We start from the raw sequence: 17,120 nt of genomic DNA, 5'->3' as shown, positions 1-17,120 counted from the left end.
GACGGGGGCTAGCGGCTCAGGGGGCCGCCGATGATGGTCATGGCGACGCCGATCACGGCGATGCCCAGCCCCGAGTACAGCAACGCGTCCACGCCCCGGCTGCGGATCGCGATCAGGCCCGCCTGCTCGTCGGTCACCAGCACCCGCAGCAGCGCCGCGAGCAGCAGCGCCACGCCGATCAGCACCGCGCCCTGCCGCCAGTGGTACTGCACGACGCGCAGCACGCCCAGCCCGACCACGGCCAGCACCAGCGCGAACGGCAGGTGCTGTCCCGCCGCCGACCGCCAGCGCTGCTCCGGCATCAGTTCCACCGCTCCCGCCCTCAGTCCCGGTCGAGGCCGCGCTCGGCCGCCTCGACCGTGTTGGTGAGCAGCATGGCGATGGTCATGGGGCCCGCGCCACCCGGGATGGGCGCCAGGAACCCGGCGACCCCGGCCACGTCCGGGTGCACGTCGCCGACCAGGCCGGCCTCCGTGCGGGTGATGCCGACGTCCACCACGGCCGCGCCGGGCTTCACCATGTCCGGGGTGATCAGGCCGGGGCTGCCCGCGCCCGCGACCACGATGTCCGCCCGCCGCACTTCGGCGGCCAGGTCCTTGGTGCCGGTGTGGCACAGGGTGACCGTGGCGTTCTCGCTGCGCCGGGTCAGCAGCAGGCCGATCGGCCGCCCGACCGTCACGCCGCGACCCACGACGGTCACGTTCGCGCCCGCGATCGGCACCTCGTACCGGCGCAGCAGCTCGACCACGCCGCGCGGCGTGGCGGGCAGCGGTGCCTCGTCGCCGAGGACGAGCTTGCCCAGGTTGACCGGGTGCAGGCCGTCGCCGTCCTTGGCCGGGTCGATGCGCTCCAGGACCGCGTTGGCGTCCAGGTGCTTCGGCAGCGGGAGCTGCACGATGTAGGCGGTGCACGCCGGGTCGGCGTTCAGCTCGTCGATGACGGCCTCGAGCTGCTCCTGCGTGGTGTCGGCGGGCAGGTCGCGGCGGATCGAGGTGATGCCGACCTTCGCGCACGCGGTGTGCTTGCCCTTGACGTACGAGTGCGACCCGGGGTCGTCGCCGACCAGCACGGTGGCCAGGCCCGGCGTCACCCCCCGTTCGACCAGCGCCGCGACCCGCGCGCGGAGGTCTTCGAAGATCGAGTCCCGGGTGGCCCTGCCGTTGAGGATCGTCGCCGTCACGCGCGCCATCCTCCCATCCGCCGCGCGGGCCGGCCGCGCCGCCGGGCGGGCAGCGCGGCGACGCCCACCGCGACCAGGGTCAACGCCGTGCCGACCACGGTCACCGGGGACAGCCCACCGGCCGCCGGCACCACGGCGTCCACCGCCACCGCGCCCACCAGCTGCCCGGCCACCTGGCCCAGCCCGACCAGCAGGACCCCGCTGTACCGGACCGCCACCACCGCCGTGCCGATGGCCACGATCCCCAGCACGCCGCCCGCGTACAGCCACGGCTCGCCCGGCGCGGCGGCCGGCAGCCCGCGCACCGTGACGTCCACCGCGCACACCACCGCCAGCACGACCGAGCCGGTGGCGAAGTTGACCAGCGTCGTCACCCGGGTGCTGCGCGCGGCCTCCCACACCAGCCCGTTCACCGCCTGCTGCCAGCCCAGCCCGAACCCGGCCAGGGCGGGCAGCAGCGCCGGCCACAGCGCCGCCGGCCGGCCCAGCTCGTCGGACACCGCGACGCCGACCGCGACCACCGCGAGCCCGGCCCCGGCGACGCGCGGCCAGGTGAACGGCCGCACCCCGGCGGGCCCGATGCCCGCCCGGTCGACCAGCAGGCTGCCGACCACCTGCGCCGCGACCACCGCCACGGTGAACGTCGCCACGCCCAGCACCGGGACGGTCAGGCCCTGCGCGGACACGAAGAACGCCCCGCACGCCCCGCCGGCGCACTGCCACCAGCGGAGGCCGCCGCCGCGCAGCGCGCCCCGCAGCCGGACCAGCCCCGCCCGCCCGGCCCGCGTGGCGGGCACGGCGACCAGCAGCACCGCCACCCCGCCGCCGAACGACACCAGCGCGGCGAGGAACCCGTCCCCGAGCGCGGACCCGAGCTGACCGTTGATCCGCCCCTGCACCGCCAGGAACACCTCGCCCACGAACGCGAACAGCGCACCGAGCACCCGGACGTCACCCAACATCCCGTCCCCCGAGCCGGGGCACCCGCACGCCGGTCGACAGCGCGACCGCCCCCGGGGCCGCCGCCGCGCTCGCCCCGGCCGCCGCAGCGGGCCCGACGTCGTCGAGCAGCCACCCCGTCGCGGGCAGGACCAGCGCCGAACCGGCGGTGCTGAACGCGCTCATCCACCCGAACGCCTCGGCCTTGCGCCCCTCCGGCGCGAGGTCGCTGAGCCGGGCGTTGGTGGCCGCGATCGCCACCCCGCCCACCGCCGGCACCGCGCCGACCACCCACGCCGAGGACGACGTGACCGGCGGCAGCACCGGCACCAGGGCCGCCACGCCGAGCGCCGGCACCGCCGGCCGCCGGGCCGGCCGGAACTCGCCGGCCCACCCGCCGACGACCAACCCGCCGAGCACCGACCCGACGCCCCACGCGGCGGTCAGCGCACCGGCCAGGGCCGGGCTGCCCAGGTCGCGCGCCCACGCGATGACCAGCACGTCCACCGACACCAGCGCCGCCACCACGCACAGCCCGGTGCCCAGCGCGAACACCATCGACCGGTCGGTGAGCAGCGTCCGCCCGCCGGCCCGGTGCGCGCGCGGCGGCGGCTCGTCCGGCCCGGCCCGGCGCAGCGCGGCCCGGGACCCGAACGCGCCGAGCACCCCCAGCGCGGTTCGGGGGTCCGCAACGGCCACGACGAGCGCCGTCAGCGCGGGCCCGACGACGTGGACCAGCACCTGCACGGACGCCTCGACGGTGAACACCGCCTGCCGCGCCGGCCCGGTGGCCGGCCTCGGGAAGCTCGCCCGGCTGAGCTGGGTCACCGGCGGCACGGACATCCCGGCCAGCGCCGCCACGACCACCGACAGCGGCCACCAGCCCGGTGCCGGCAGCACCGGCAGCGGCCCCGCGACCGCGCTCGCCGGCCTGTAGCCCACGGCCGTGACCAGCAGCAACCGACTGGACGGGTCGCGGTCGGCGGCACGTCCGCGCAGCGGGCTCGCCACGCCCGGGCCGACGGCGAACACGCCGCCGACCAGCCCCGCCACCGCGTGCGACCCGGTCCACCCGGCGATCAGGAACGACGACGCGAGCGGCGTGCCCGGGAGGTGCACCCGGCCGAGCACCGACCACAGCAGCAGCGACGGCAGTCCGGGGGTCGCCGCGAGTTCGCGGTAGGGGCGGAGCACCCGTCCACTCTGCACCCGACCGGCCCCCTCGACCCGGTGTCGACATCCGTGGGAACCCGACGGCCTCGGTTAGCGTCAGCACCTCCTAGAAGCACGAGCGAGGGGACAGCTGTGACCGATCCCACCGGGCGCAGGGCAGTGTTGGAGGCCCGCAACGCCGCCATGCGCGAGCAGGTCGACACGCTCCTCGCCGAGCTGAAGACCAAGACGGCGCAGCTGCGCGAGACCCAGGAGCGGGTCCAGGCGATCACCGCGACGGCGGTGTCCAAGGACGGCGCGGTCCGGGCGTCGGTCGACTCCACGGGCGCGCTGACGTCGCTGGAGTTCTCCGCCAACGCCTTCGAGCGCACCACCCCGGACAAGCTCGCGCGGCTGGCCACCGAGACGGTCCTGCAGGCCGTGGCCCGGTCGCGCACCGAGCTGAACGAGGTGGTCGCGCCGGCCCAGCAGGGCGCGAGCGTCGACCTGTCGGAGCTGCTGCCCGGCGTCCCGTCGCTCGCCGACCTCATCCCGCCACCGCCCCCGGTGCCGCAGCCGCCGTCGGCGCGGCGGCAGCCCCCCGCGCCGAGGCCCGACGACGAGGACGGCGAGAGCTTCCTGGACAGGAGTGGCTGGTGACCGGCGGAGGGTTCCAGGTCGACGTCCCGGGTATGCGCCGGGGCGCCGCCCAGTTCAGCGGATCGGGTGACGCGCTCGACGGCGTCCTCCAGCAGCTCAGCGGCGCGCTCCAGGCCGAGGGGCAGTGCTGGGGCGGCGACGAGTCGGGGCAGGCGTTCGCCAAGAACTACGTGCCCAACTCCACGGCCACGCTCGACGCGTTCCAGAACCTGGCGAAGGCGCTGCAGGACATCCGGACGGGTGTCGAGCAGTCGGCCGACACCTACGAGGGCGTCGACCAGGGCAACGCGACCGGGATCTCCCGGACCTACTGACGGACTTACTGAGGGGCACTGCGGTGGGCATCGAGATCCCGAGCGAGGTCACCTGGCTCTTCCCGATCGTGGTCGGGCAGAGCTGGCCGGAGGGTGACGAGACGGCGTTGCGGCGCATGGCCGACGCCTACCGCACAGCCGCACAGGGCGTGAAGTCGGTGATCGACGAGGCCAACGGGGCCGCGTCGACGGTGATGGCCAGCCAGACCGGCGAGGCCGTCCAGCGGTTCGAGGAGTACTGGAAGAAGTTCGCCGACGGCGACGAGTCCTACCTGCCCAAGCTGCAGAAGATCTGCGAGCAGCTCGCCGAGAGCTGCGACAACACCGCGCTGGAGGTCGAGTACACCAAGCTGTCGATCATCGCGTCGCTGATCGCGCTGGCCATCGAGATCGCCGCGCTGGTCGCCGCCGCGTTCGGCACCTTCGGCGCGACCACGGCGGGCATCCCGATCGCCCAGCAGGCGACCCGCCTGATCGTGCAGTTCACCTTCCGGCAGCTCGTCCTGGCGATCCTGAAAGAGGTCGCCATCTCGGTCGGCATCGACGCCGCCATCCAGGGCGTGCAGATGCTCAGCGGCGAGCGCAAGGACTGGGACTGGGGCAAGACCGGCGAGGCGGCGGTGTCCGGCGCGGTCTCCGGCCTGGTCGGCGGCGTGTCCGGCGGCCTGAAGTTCGAGGGCGGCGGCCTGGCCGGCCAGGTGGCGGTCGGTGCCACGCGCGGCGCGGTCGAGGGCGCGGTGTCCACGGTCGGCACGGCGGCGGTGATGGGCCAGGACATCAGCGCGCGCGACGTGCTGATGGGCGCGTCGGCCGGCGCGGTGTCCGGCGGCATCGGCGGCGCGAAGGACGGCATCAGCGTCGAGGCGCCGAGGGTGAACGCCGGCGGCCCGGACGGCCCGCCGAACCTCGGCCCGGTGTCCGCACCGCCCACGGTGGGCGGCACCCCGGGCGGCCCGACCCCCGGCGGCCCGACCCCGGGCGGTACCACCCCGGGCGGCCCGACCGTGAGCCGCGACGGCCTGAACCGCCCCGCCGGCGGCGACTCGACCACGGCGTCCTCCGTGGCCGCCCCACCCGCCCCGGCGACGCCGGTGTCCGCGCCGCCGAGGGTCGGCGGCGACCACGCACCCGCGCCCGGCGGCACCTCCGCACCGGCGGGCTTCGCGCCGGCGACCGCCCCGATCTCCCGTCCGGGAGCCGGCTCCGTGCCGACGTCCCCCGGTACCGGCGGCAGCCCGTCGTCGATCGGCAACCGCCTGGGCGCGGGCGGTCCCACGCCGAGCGGCGCGACCCCCGGCGGCACCAGCCCCGGTGGCGCGACCCCTGGCGGCACGACTCCGGGCGGCACGACTCCGGGTGGCACGCCCCGCGTCCCCGGCGCGGCGGGCATCCCGGGTGCCGCCGGCGTGCCCGGTGCGGCAGGCGTCCCCGGTGCGACCCCGCACTCCACCCCGGGCGGTTCCGGCCTGGGCTCGACCCCCGGCAGCACCCCGCACGGCGCAACTCCGGGCACCCCCGGCGCGAGCCCCGGCAGCACGCCGGGCAACACCCCCGGCAACGGTTCCGGCAGCACGCCTGGCAACGGTTCCAGCAGCCGCGCTCCGGGCGGTGGCCCCGGCGGCTCGCCCTTCACCCCCGGCCACAGCGCCACTCCCGGCGCGTCGACCCCCGGTGGCAGCACCTCCGGCTCGACCCCGGCCGGCTCGCCTCCTGTCGGTTCGGTTCCGGCCGGCTCGCCTCCCGTCGGCTCGGCTCCGGCGGGTTCGGCACCCACCGGGTCGGCACCTGTCGGCTCGCCTCCGGTCGGTTCGGTTCCGGGGGCGGGTCCGCTGCCCGGGGTGACCGGTGGGCCGGTTCCCGGTGCGGTACCGACCAGTGGGGTGGCTCCCGTGGCACCGCCCGCAGGCGCTCCCGCCGGCGGGGTCCCCGGTGGTCCGGCGGCGGGTCCGACCGGGCCTGCCGCGTCCGGACCGGCTGTGGGTGGGCCTGCTGCGGGTGGACCTGCTGCGGGTCCGGCGTCGGCGGGTGGCATGGGTGCGCCGATGGCCGGCGGTGGCGGGTTCGCGCCTCCTCCCGGCGGCGGTGGCGGAGGTGGTGGTGGGCGTGGGCCTTCCGCGCCGACGTCGTCCGGCTTCTTCTCGGACCCGAACCCCGGCGGTCACGAGCGGACCGTGCACGGCACGGACGCGGTCAGCGCCAGTTCGGTGACCGGTCTGCCGTCCCAGCCGTTCCGCGACACCGGTCCCGCGCCGCAGCACAGCGCGCCGCAGCACGGCGCACCGACCATGCCCGAACAGCGCGGCCCGTCCGCCCCGCCCGCCGGGGGCTTCGGCCCCCAGCCCGGCGGCTTCGGGCCCCAACCCGGTGGCTTCGGCCCGCAACCGGCGGGTTCCGGCCCCGGTCACCAGCCCGGCGCACCGGCGCACCACCCCGGCTCGACTCCCCACCAGCCGGGCACGCCCCCGACCCGCCCGGACGCCCAGGCCCCGCGCCCGACGCCCAACCCGACGCCGAGCCAGGCCCCGGCAGCCCCCCGAGCAGACCTCGGCACCGCCCCGCGCACCGACGCCCCCGCCTCCCGGGGCGTGGACGCACCCGCGTCGCGCGGCACCGATGGCCCCGCCTCGCGCGGCACCGACACGCCCCCGGCCGACTCCACGCCGACCACGGACCGACCGACCCCGACGCCCGAGACGTCCCCGGTCGACACCACCCCGGTCGACACCACCCCGACCGACACGAGCCCGGCTGACACCCCGACCGACACCACGCCGGTCACCGACAGCCCGGTCACCGACAGCCCGGTCACCGACGCGACCCCGGACACGGTCGGCGCACCCGGCGACGAGCACTCGCCCGCGTCCAGCCACGAGTGGCCCGCCGACACCGACCCGACCCCGACCGACCCGACCCCGACCGACGCAGCCCCGACCGACGCGACCCCCGCCCCCGCGACGGACCCGTTCCCGCACAAGGGGGTCTGGGGCAACCCGGCCGGTGTCGTGCCGGGCTTCTCGCACGACGGGCCCTACCACTCGGTCCACGACAGCACCGGCCCCACCGACCGCGAGGTCGGCACCTACGACCAGCGCGCCGCCGCCATCATCGAGCCGACCTACCAGCCCTACGGCCCGCACGGCAGCTACCAGCCGTTCATCGACGCCCACTCCAACCCGGACGGGTCGATCGCGTGGCCCGCGAACCAGGGCGCGGACGGCCCCCGGGTCGTGGTGGAGCTGCCCGCCGGCACGGTCCTCGACCGGTTCGGCAGCCCGAACGGCGACTTCCTGTCGCCGCTGCGCCCGGACGGTCAGCCCTACGGGTTCGGCGAGCGCGCGATCCTGCCGGACAGCATGGGCAAGGGCTACCACGTCTACGTCCTGGACGCCCCGCTCACCGTCGAGCTGGCGCAGGTCGCCCCCGCGTTCGACCAGCCCGGTGGCGCGCGCCAGCTCCAGCCGGTCGTCAACCCCGCCCTGGTCGACCCCGCCACGGGGCAGATGAGCGTGCAGCGCCTGCTCGACCTCGGCGTGATGCGCGAGGTGGACGTCCCGCCCGCCGACGGCCGGGTGCTCGCGCCCGACTTCGGCACGTTCGACCGCGACGGCAACGTCCTGCGGCCCGACGCCGCCACCGTCGCCGACGCCCGCAACGGCGCGTTCGACGGCTACGCGCCTGCGGAGGGCCCGGCCACGCACACCCCGAACCCCGACCTCGGCCCGGTCGCCCACCACGGCCCGATCCCGCTGGGCGAGGTGTCCCAGCGGGTCGACCAGGCGATCCGGAACAGCCAGGTCACCGACTCGGGCGTGGCCCTGCACACGGAGGACCGGCTGCGCGACCTGTCCGGCCGCATCCCGGCCACGGACGGGCACGCGGTGCTCGACGTGCACACCGACGGCGACGGCGTCCGGATCGGCGACACCCACTACACCCGGTCCGAGCTGGTCGAGCTGATCACCAACCACCCCGACCTGGCGAACCGGCCGATCACGTTCGTCGGCTGCGACGCGGGCGCGGGCGGGGAGAACTCGCTGGCCTCCCACGTGGCCCGGGAGACCGGTCAGCCGGTCACCGCACCGGACGCGCTCGCGTGGTCCGACCAGCACGGCAACCTCTACGCCAGCTCGCCGGCCGAGTCCGGCGGGCCGAGGATCCCGCCGGACGGCGGCTGGCACACCTTCGACCCGGACGGCTCCAGCACGCCGGTCGGCGAGCACGGGATGCCGCCCGGCCACGAGCCGAAGGGCGACCTGGCCACCGACGACCAGGCGCACCGGGGCCGCCAGGACGTCGAGCCGCAGGTGCAGACCCCGTGGCAGGAGCCGGAGACCCGGCACCGCGAGACGGTCCGGCTGGGCGAGGGCCAGTCGCTGTTCGACGGCCGCGAGCTGCCCCGCGACACCCGCATCGAGGTGCAGGACCCGAACGGCGAGGTGCGCACGGTCGTGCACGTCGACGCCGACGGCCGGGTCCACGTCGACGCGATCGCCCCGAACACCCGGCACGGCGACAACCCGGAGGTCCGGCACCCCGCGCCGGACGCCCACTACCGCGTCGAGACCGGCCACCGGCACGACGCGTTCGTGGCCAACGCCGACGGCACCCGCCAGACCACCCAGGACACCGTCCGGATCGGCGGCCAGGAGGTCCCGGTCCAGCGCACGGTGATCATCGAGACGCCCCCGGCCCCGGCCAACGGCCGCGTGGTGGTCGGCCCGGACCACCCGCTGGCCCCGCGCCCCGGCGAGGCGTTCACCGCCCGCACCGACCTGCCGCCGGACACCCGCCTGGAGGTCCACGACACGGACGGCAACCACCGGGGCACGGTGCAGACCGACGCGGACGGCCGGCCGAGGTGGATCGCCGCGCCGGAGTTCCTGGGCGACACCCGCAACCCGGAGGTCACCCACCCGGTCGCCGGCGCGAACTACAACGTCGACCGGGGCCCGCTGCACCAGGAGTTCACCACCGACGCGAACGGCCACCCGCAGAACGCGGTGGACGGCACCGCGCCGGACGCCCGCCACCAGCGGTCGGTGGGCGACCTGGGCCAGGGCGAGCCGTTCAGCCGGCCCGGCCAGGTGCACGACGCCAACACCGATTACACCGTCACCGACGAGCACGGGCAGCACCGGGGCCGGTTCATCACCGACGACGCCGGGCACGTGGTGTTCGAGGAGACCCACTCGGGCCAGCGCAGCCGGGTCAACAACGAGATCGCCCAGGCCCCGGCCGGCGCGCAGGTCACCTCGGACGGCTTCTACGGGCTCGGCCGCGCCGAGCAGCCCGCGCAGACCTGGCCCGCACCGACCGGCGGCGAGGTCCGGCTCCAGCAGGTGCGGACCAGGGTGGACGGCGAGTACCAGTACTCCGTGCAGGTCGTGGGCGGTGCCCCGGCGCACTGGACGCCCGCCCAGGTCGCCGCCGTCACCGCGCCGTTCGGCAACGCCGCGCCCTTCTCGTCGCGCCCGGACCTGCCGCCGAACACCCGGTTCACCCTCGACGACCACCAGAAGCAGGGCTACGGCACGTTCCAGACCGGCGACGACGGCGCGGTGTCGCACCTGCACACCTTCCGCCCGTTCAGCCCGGACCTGAACCTGCCGCTGCCCAACGCCACGCTGACCGCCGACAACGGCATGTGGCGGGGTCGCACGAACGGGGACGGCGAGACGGTCGCCACCACCGGCCGGCCCGACATCTCCTCGGGCGGCGCGATCCGCCGGGACGGCAGCGCCCAGATCGAGGTCGGCAACCACGGCGAGGTGGACGGCAACGGCAAGAAGCTGTCCGACGGCGGCCACCACCAGGGCAACGAGCTGGGCTTCCCGGCCGAGGCGGCGAACCAGTCGAGCCAGCAGCGCGACCAGAACCAGGGCAACGGCCGGCCGGCGTTCACCTCGGAGGAGACCTGGCACCGGATGGAGCGGGACCGGTCGAAGTTCATCAAGGCCGGCGGTACGGTCGAGATCATCGACACCTTCGCCCTGCGCGACCCGCTCCAGCGGCACCCGCACACCTACCAGACCCGGTGGCGCGTGACGCTCGCCGACGGCACGACCGAGATCTACGTCAGGAGCTACCCCAATGAGCACAACGCAGCCCTCTGGCCGGCCGACTTCTGAGCAGCGGCACGACGAGCTGCTCCAGCGCATCGGCGGCCTGCTGCTGACGGCCGCTCCCGAGGACTTCCGGCGGATCGACCTGCTGGTGAAGATGACGGTCGCGGTGCAGGACCTGGCGCTGACGGTGTACCTGCCGGACGGGTCGACGCCGGAGGTGCTGCCGCCGGACGGGCTGACGCAGGCGTTCCAGGAGATGCGGCAGGTCCTCTACCAGCCCGGCCGGGGCGCGTGGTTCTCCTGCCGGTGCGTGGTCAACGCGCCGGTCCGCATCGACATCACCTACAACTTCGACCACGACCCGAGGTTCGAGCCGCCGGTGCCCGCCGCCGACTTCGCCCGTGACCTGCTGGTCTTCCCCCGGGACGAGTCCTTCGTCCCGGACTGGCTGCGGGCCCGGCTGGCCGAGGCCGCTACCGAGGAGCAGAACGCATGACCGCGCCGAGGTTGGACGTCGAGGACCAGAACGCGATCCTCGGCTCGGTCACCACGCTGCTGGTGCAGCGGCTGCCCGGTGACTGGGAGCAGCTCTTCGTGGACTTCCGGGTGGTCGGCCGGTACGTGGAGGCCGAGGCGTCCGGGCTGACCATGTTCGGCGGCTCGTTCCCGTGGCGGCTGCCCGAGGAGGCGCTGCCGTTCTTCGTGCAGCTCCGCGAGGGCATGGCCCGGCCGGACCGGGGCACCTGGTTCTCGCTGAAGTTCCACCTGGTGCACCCGGACACGTACTCGGTGGAGTTCGACCGGGACCACGAGCCGGCCTGGACGTCGCCGCCGCCCGCCGCCGCCTACGCGGAGGAGCTGGAGCTGCACCCCAGGGAGACCGTGCCGGACTGGCTGCGCGCCCACCTGGGCGGCGACGCGCCCGCCCCGCCGTCCGAGCTGGTCGCCGCCCCGCTGTTCGACGGCGTGGACGCGGCGGGCGTGCCCGTGCACGACCGGCCGCGCGTGCACCCCCAGGAGCTGGACGACCTGCTCGCGTACCTGGAGAACGCGCCGGTCGTGCTGGCCGCCCGGTCCTACGGCGCGGACGCGTTCAAGCCGGACGCGACGCCCGCCGTGCCGCTGTCGTTCCACACCGACGGCACCTGGGTGTGGCCCGGCGGCGTCGCCTACTACCTGCGCAACCACCACATCGCCCCGGTGCCGCAGCTCGTGCAGCACATCCGGGACAACGGCTACGCGGTGCCGCCGGTCGACCCGGCCGCCGAGGCCGCCGCCACGGCCGTGGCCACCGGCCGGGCCGAGAGCGCGCCGCTGCCCGCGCACACCCCCCGCGTGATCACCGACGTGGACCAGCGGGCGCTGGACCACCTCAAGGCCCGGCTGGACCACTACGGCGTCGGGGAGGCCGAGTACGGCATCGTCGAGCCGAAGCCGGACGCCCTGGTGCTGGAACCCGCGCCCGGTCCGGTCGGCTGGCAGGTCCAGTTCTGGGACGCCAACCGGGGTCCGCACGGCCGGCCGAGGGTCTACGAGCACGCGGTGGACGCGGCCAAGGCGCTGCTCGCGCAGCTGCTGTGGCGCGACGACCTGGACGCGGCCCGGTCCGGCGGTCCGGCGGCGGCACCGGAGGTGCGGCCGGTGGCCGACATCCAGCCGCTGGACGACGAGCCGCCGCTGTCGCTGTTCCGCGACCGGGAAGCCGTGGTCGTGCCGCCGGGCACCGAGCTGGACCGGTTCGGCGCGGAGACCGGCAACCTGGTCTACGCGGCCGGGACCATGTACGGCAACCGATCGTTGCCACCTGATTGGCTGAACCGTCGCTACCACGTGTATCGGGTGGTCAAGCCGGTGCCCGCGCTCAAGGGCGTGGCCGTGCCGTGGTTCGGCCAGGTCGGCGGCGGCACCGGGTACTTCCTGGCGCAGGCAGTGCGCGCACTGCTGGCCGATGGCAGCCTGGTCGAGGTGCCCGGGGTGAGCAGCGGGCCGCCGTCGCAGGAGGTCTAGCCTCGGTCGCACCGCGTGGTTAGTCCGTTCGGCGCAGCGGGGTCAGGTGCGGCCACGGGGAGTCGCGGGGGAAGATGGTGCACGTGTCCGAGCCGAAGCCGTTGAACCCGACCGAGCAGGACGCGCTGGTCAAGCAGATCGGCCTGACGCTGATGCGTGCCGCCCCGGAAGACTGGCGGCACGTGACGGCGGAGTACCGGGCGACCGGTCGGTACGCCGAGCTGGTCGCCGAGGTGCGGTCCGCCGACGGCACCATGCGCGTCTGGTCCCCGCCGCAGGACGTGGCGGGGCTGTTCGCGCGCCTGCGCGTGGGCATGTACCGGGAGGGCCGGGGGAGCTGGTCCAACGCCCGCTACCAGCTCGACCACCCGTCCAGCTACAACCTGGACTTCGACCGCGCGGAACCGGCGTGGCAGGTGCCACCGCCGCCGCAGGCGTACCAGGACGAGATGCGGTTCTTCCCGCGCACGGACGAGAACGTGCCGGACTGGCTGCGCCGCAGGCTGGCGCAGGCCCCGCCGCCCGCCCAGCAGCCGCGCGGGTTCCGCACGGCCCGGGTGTTCGACGGCGCGGGTCCCGGCGGCCGGCCCTCGGTCAACCGCCCGCCGGTGCCGGAGGCCGAGCGCGACCTGCTGATGGACTACCTGGACCGCGCCCCGGTCGCCGTGGTCGGCCGGGGCTTCGACGCCGACGTGCTGAACCCGGACGCGCCGGCCGTGGTGCCGGTGGCGTTCCAGACCGACGGCCACTGGGTCTGGCCGGCGGCGGTGGGCTACTACCTGCGCGCGTACGGCGTGCCGCCCGAGCCGGAGCTGGTGGAGCGGGCCAGGGCGAACGACTACGAGCTGCCCGAGGTGTCCGAGGACGCCCGGGTCGCCGCCGCCGCCAACCTGGGCGCCCCCGCCGCGCCGCGCGACACCCCCGTGCCGGTGGCCGAGGTCCCGGAGCCCGAGGCGTTCGAGGCGTTCGGTGGGCCGCACGACGGTGGGCCGCACGACGGTGGGCCGCACGACGGTGGAGCGCACGACAGCGGGCCGCACGACGGCGGCCAGTTCGAGACCGCGAAGTTCGACGCTGCCGCGTTCGAGGGCGGCCAGGCCGGCGGCCGGGAGTTCGAGGGCCGGCGGTACGACGAGCCCGCGTTCGCGGAGCGGGACGAGCCGGTCGAGGTGGGCGCGACGGTCGCCGCCCCGCTGCCCGAGCTGCTCGCCGACGACCGCGCTCACGCCGACCAGCGGGACCACACCGGCGAGCGCGACCACTCCGACCAGGGGGTTCACCCGCCGGCGACCGTCGAGGAGCCGGCGCACCCGACCGAGCTCAAGTCGGACGTGGTGGACTACGCCCAGGACGGCCCGCCGTACCGGGTGCGGTTCGAGGAGGACGGCCCGGTCATCGACGACCGGTACCGGCGTGAGTCCTACGTGGACGGCATGGACCTGTTCGCGCCGGTCACCACGTACGACCGCGAGCCGGACGAGACCGGGCAGGACGAGACCGGGACGTGGAGCCCGTTCGCGGAGGAGGAGCCCGCGCGGCCGGCCGCCGCCGAGGCCGCCCACGAGCCCGTGGTGCGGGAGGCGGCGGAGGACGACCTGGACCTGGCGGACGTGCCGGTGGCACGGGCCGACCAGAACGGCCACCACCACGAGCAGCCCGACTTCGACCGCCCGGAGCAGGCCGCCGAGCAGCCGTTCACCGACCAGCCGTTCACCGAGCAGTACTCGGACCCGCAGTACGCCGAGCAGCCCGCGTTCGAGGAGCGCGACCGCTTCGAGCAGCAGGGCGGGTTCGAGCAGCAGGGCGGGTTCGAGGAGCAGCCGCAGGTCGCGGACGACCGGCCGGACCACCACCGGTTCGCCGACGACCGGTACGACGGGCACGGGCAGGACCACGAGCAGCACCACGAGCAGGGCGACGAGCCCGACCACGAACCCGACCACGAGCCCGGGGCCGTCGAGCCGAGGCAGGTCACGCCGGACGAGGAGCGCGAGCTGACCGGTGTCCGCCGGGCGCTGGACGAGCTGGACGTGCCACCGGCCGCGTACCGCTTCGGCGAGCCGGCCGACCGCACCTGGGTGCTGCGCACCGAGGGCCCGGACTGGGAGGTGGCGTGGTTCGACCACGGCCCCACCGACCCGGTCCGCTTCGAGCGGGTCGAGGACGCCGCCGCCTACCTGGTCGGCAAGCTCGTCCTCACCGGCCGCCGGGTCCCGCGCCCGCTGCCGCCGCCCCCGCCGCCGCGCACCCCGCGCCCGCCGGCCGAGGGTTTCCGCGAGGAGCCCGCGCGCCCGCCGGCCCCCGAGGGTTTCCGCGACGAGCGCCCGCAGGCGGAGGGTTTCCGCGAGGAGCGCCTGCCAGTCGAGGGTTTCCGCGAGGAGGCCCCGCGACCGCCGGTCCCCGAGGGTTTCCGCGAGGAGCGCCCGCCCGTCGAGGGGTTCCGCGAAGAACCCCCGCGCCCGCCGGCCGAAGGCTTCCGCGAGGAGCGCCCGCAGGCCGAGGGGTTCCGCGAGGAGCAGCGCCCGCCGGCGAACAACGGCTTCCGCGACGACCGCCGGCAGACCCCGCCGGAGCGCCTGGAACCGCCCAAGTCCCGCAACTGGCCGATCACCCCGATGAACGGCGAGCCGCCGCTCACCCTGTTCCGCCACAAGCAGATGGTGGAGCTGCCGGTGGGCTTGGAGGTCGACCGGTTCGGCGACGGCGCGGGCAACCTGGTCTACGCCGCCGGCACGCCGTTCGCGGAGCGGTCGCTGGTCCCGTCCTGGATCAACCGCCCGTACCGCGTCTACCGCCTGCGCCGCCCGGTCGAGGTGCTGACCGGCGTGGCCGTGCCGTGGTTCGAGCAGCCCGGCGGCGGCACCGCCTACCTGATGCCGAAGTCGGTGGAGGACATGCTGGCCGACGGCGTCCTGGTCGAGGTGGCGAACCAGGAGGCACCCGCGCACTGAGCAGTGCCCGGTGAGCCCCGCCCGGGGCTCACCGGGGGCTCGGCGCTCAGTCCACCCGCAGGCCGTGGGCGGCGGCGAAGGCGATCGCGGTGCCGGTGTCCACGCGCGCCCCGCGCAGGTCGGCGGCCACCAGGGCGTCCGCGCTCAGCCGGGCCCCGCGCAGGTCGGCACCGTCGAACTTGCCCGCGCGCAGCCGCGCGCCGGTGAGGTCGGCGTCGCGCAGGTCCGCGTCGCGCAGGTCGGCACCCTCGACGTTGGCCTCGCGCAGCCGCAACCCGCGCAGCGACGCCCGGCGCAGCAGCGCCCCGGACAGCCCGACCAGCGTGAGGTCGGTCTCCTCCAGCACGACCCCGCGCAGCCCGCACTCCGCGAACACCGACCCGAGCAGCGTGCACGACCGGAACGCCGCCGAGGCCAGCACCGCGCGGTCGAACCGGCACGAGCGGAACGCCGTGGCGGTGTGCGACGAGTCACCCAGGTCAGTCCGGTCGAACTTGCACTCGGTGAACGTGCAGTTCGACGTCACCAGCCCGCGCAGGTCGGCCTCGGTGAAGTCGCAGCGCAGGAACGACCGCCCCTCCCAGCGCTGCCCGGCCAGCACGGCGTCGCCGTAGTCCTCGCCCACTTCGGGGTCCGCTCCGATGATGTCCACTGTCACACCTTGTCATCGTTCAACGGTTGGTAACCTCACCGCGTCGGGCAAAACCGCCCGTGCGCCGGTCCCGGAGTAGAGACCGCCGCTGACAGGTGCAGCCTGCCTAGTGGTCGTGCCCGAGGACTGAAGCCAGTTCGACCGTCATTCGGGAAGGCTCATGACCCGCACGCCCGTGAACGTCACCGTCACCGGTGCGGCCGGCCAGATCGGCTACGCACTGCTGTTCCGCATCGCCTCCGGCCACCTGCTGGGCCCCGACGTGCCGGTGCGCCTGCGCCTGCTGGAGATCCCGCAGGCCGTGAAGGCCGCCGAGGGCACCGCGATGGAGTTGGACGACTGCGCGTTCCCGCTGCTGTCCGGCATCGACATCACCGACGACGCCAAGACGGCGTTCGACGGCGTGAACGTCGCCCTGCTGGTCGGCGCGCGCCCGCGCAGCAAGGGCATGGAGCGGGGCGACCTGCTGGAGGCCAACGGCGGCATCTTCAAGCCGCAGGGCGAGGCGATCAACGCGGGCGCGGCGGACGACGTGCGCGTGCTGGTGGTCGGCAACCCGGCCAACACCAACGCCCTCATCGCGCAGCAGCACGCGCCCGACGTCCCGGCCGAGCGGTTCACCGCGATGACCCGCCTGGACCACAACCGGGCGCTGTCGCAGCTCGCCAAGAAGCTCGGTGTCGCGGTGACCGACATCAAGAAGCTCACCATCTGGGGCAACCACTCGGCCACCCAGTACCCCGACCTGTTCCACGCCGAGGTCGGCGGCCAGGTCGCGGCGCAGGCCGTGAACGACCAGTCCTGGCTGGAGAACGACTTCATCCCGACCGTCGCCAAGCGCGGCGCGGCGATCATCGAGGCGCGCGGCGCGTCCTCGGCGGCGTCGGCGGCGAACGCGGCCATCGACCACGTGCACACCTGGGTCAACGGCACCGACGAGGGCGACTGGACGTCGGCGGCGGTCGTGTCGGACGGCTCCTACGGCGTGCCGGAGGGCCTGATCTCGTCGTTCCCGGTGACCGCCAAGGGCGGCCGGTACGAGATCGTGCAGGGCCTGGAGATCGACGAGTTCTCCCGCGCCCGCATCGACGCCTCCGTGGCCGAGCTGGTCGAGGAGCGCGACGCGGTCCGGGGCCTCGGCCTCATCTGAGTTCCCACGACGCGGGGGAGCCTCCACACCGGGGGCTCCCCCGTGGCATG

The 17,120-nt window shown here is 75.5% G+C and carries 12 protein-coding genes; 7 read left to right on the top strand and 5 right to left on the bottom strand.

Annotated elements, in window-relative coordinates; all coding sequences use genetic code 11:
- Window positions 1–8 precede the first annotated feature (8 nt).
- From AB0I60_RS18060 to AB0I60_RS18045, 4 genes are read right to left on the bottom strand one after another with little or no spacing between them, the layout of a single operon-like run.
- The gene (locus AB0I60_RS18060; RefSeq protein WP_360731357.1) at window positions 9–302 is read right to left on the bottom strand and encodes a DUF3017 domain-containing protein; all 294 of its coding nucleotides are present in this window, start codon (window positions 300–302) and stop codon (window positions 9–11) included.
- A gap of 20 nt (window positions 303–322) precedes the next feature.
- Window positions 323–1,180 (bottom strand): bifunctional methylenetetrahydrofolate dehydrogenase/methenyltetrahydrofolate cyclohydrolase, encoded by an 858-nt coding sequence (locus AB0I60_RS18055; RefSeq protein WP_360731177.1) that lies wholly within the window; start codon window positions 1,178–1,180, stop codon window positions 323–325.
- Entirely contained in the window at window positions 1,177–2,142 is a 966-nt protein-coding gene (locus AB0I60_RS18050) for a DMT family transporter (protein WP_360731175.1), read from the bottom strand. Before AB0I60_RS18050 ends, AB0I60_RS18055 begins: the two co-directional genes overlap by 4 nt.
- Window positions 2,132–3,313, bottom strand: coding sequence for an MFS transporter (locus AB0I60_RS18045; RefSeq protein ID WP_360731173.1), 1,182 nt, complete (start codon window positions 3,311–3,313; stop codon window positions 2,132–2,134). The genes AB0I60_RS18050 and AB0I60_RS18045 overlap by 11 nt, the downstream gene beginning before the upstream one ends.
- A gap of 111 nt (window positions 3,314–3,424) precedes the next feature.
- Here AB0I60_RS18045 and AB0I60_RS18040 point away from each other — a divergent pair, with 111 nt between their 5' ends.
- The 6 genes from AB0I60_RS18040 to AB0I60_RS18015 all read left to right on the top strand — a co-directional run bounded on the left by AB0I60_RS18040 (window position 3,425) and on the right by AB0I60_RS18015 (window position 15,268).
- Complete coding sequence (locus tag AB0I60_RS18040; RefSeq protein WP_360731171.1) at window positions 3,425–3,931, top strand: YbaB/EbfC family nucleoid-associated protein; 507 nt, start codon at window positions 3,425–3,427, stop codon at window positions 3,929–3,931.
- The gene (locus AB0I60_RS18035) at window positions 3,928–4,245 is read left to right on the top strand and encodes a WXG100 family type VII secretion target (RefSeq protein ID WP_360731169.1); all 318 of its coding nucleotides are present in this window, start codon (window positions 3,928–3,930) and stop codon (window positions 4,243–4,245) included. The genes AB0I60_RS18040 and AB0I60_RS18035 overlap by 4 nt, the downstream gene beginning before the upstream one ends.
- A gap of 23 nt (window positions 4,246–4,268) precedes the next feature.
- Entirely contained in the window at window positions 4,269–10,373 is a 6,105-nt protein-coding gene (locus AB0I60_RS18030) for a glycohydrolase toxin TNT-related protein (RefSeq protein ID WP_360731168.1), read from the top strand.
- Window positions 10,336–10,806: a hypothetical protein gene (locus tag AB0I60_RS18025; RefSeq protein WP_360731166.1), complete on the top strand. Its 471-nt coding sequence runs from the start codon at window positions 10,336–10,338 to the stop codon at window positions 10,804–10,806. The genes AB0I60_RS18030 and AB0I60_RS18025 overlap by 38 nt, the downstream gene beginning before the upstream one ends.
- The gene (locus AB0I60_RS18020; RefSeq protein WP_360731164.1) at window positions 10,803–12,317 is read left to right on the top strand and encodes a TNT domain-containing protein; all 1,515 of its coding nucleotides are present in this window, start codon (window positions 10,803–10,805) and stop codon (window positions 12,315–12,317) included. The genes AB0I60_RS18025 and AB0I60_RS18020 overlap by 4 nt, the downstream gene beginning before the upstream one ends.
- Before the next feature lie 83 nt (window positions 12,318–12,400).
- Window positions 12,401–15,268 carry a TNT domain-containing protein gene (locus AB0I60_RS18015; protein ID WP_360731162.1) on the top strand — a complete coding sequence of 956 codons (2,868 nt, stop codon included), beginning with the start codon at window positions 12,401–12,403 and terminating at the stop codon, window positions 15,266–15,268.
- A gap of 46 nt (window positions 15,269–15,314) precedes the next feature.
- Here AB0I60_RS18015 and AB0I60_RS18010 read toward each other — a convergent pair whose 3' ends face one another.
- Window positions 15,315–15,920: a pentapeptide repeat-containing protein gene (locus AB0I60_RS18010; protein ID WP_360731160.1), complete on the bottom strand. Its 606-nt coding sequence runs from the start codon at window positions 15,918–15,920 to the stop codon at window positions 15,315–15,317.
- Between the two features lie 160 nt (window positions 15,921–16,080).
- Between AB0I60_RS18010 and AB0I60_RS18005 the strand changes: the two genes are divergently transcribed.
- The gene (locus AB0I60_RS18005; RefSeq protein ID WP_360731158.1) at window positions 16,081–17,070 is read left to right on the top strand and encodes a malate dehydrogenase; all 990 of its coding nucleotides are present in this window, start codon (window positions 16,081–16,083) and stop codon (window positions 17,068–17,070) included.
- Window positions 17,071–17,120: the final 50 nt, after the last annotated feature.

Origin of the sequence: Actinosynnema sp. NPDC050436 (assembly GCF_040655415.1) — a bacterium.
In the GTDB taxonomy this organism is placed as follows: domain Bacteria; phylum Actinomycetota; class Actinomycetes; order Mycobacteriales; family Pseudonocardiaceae; genus Actinosynnema.
This window is presented reverse-complemented; position numbering and strand designations above follow the sequence as displayed.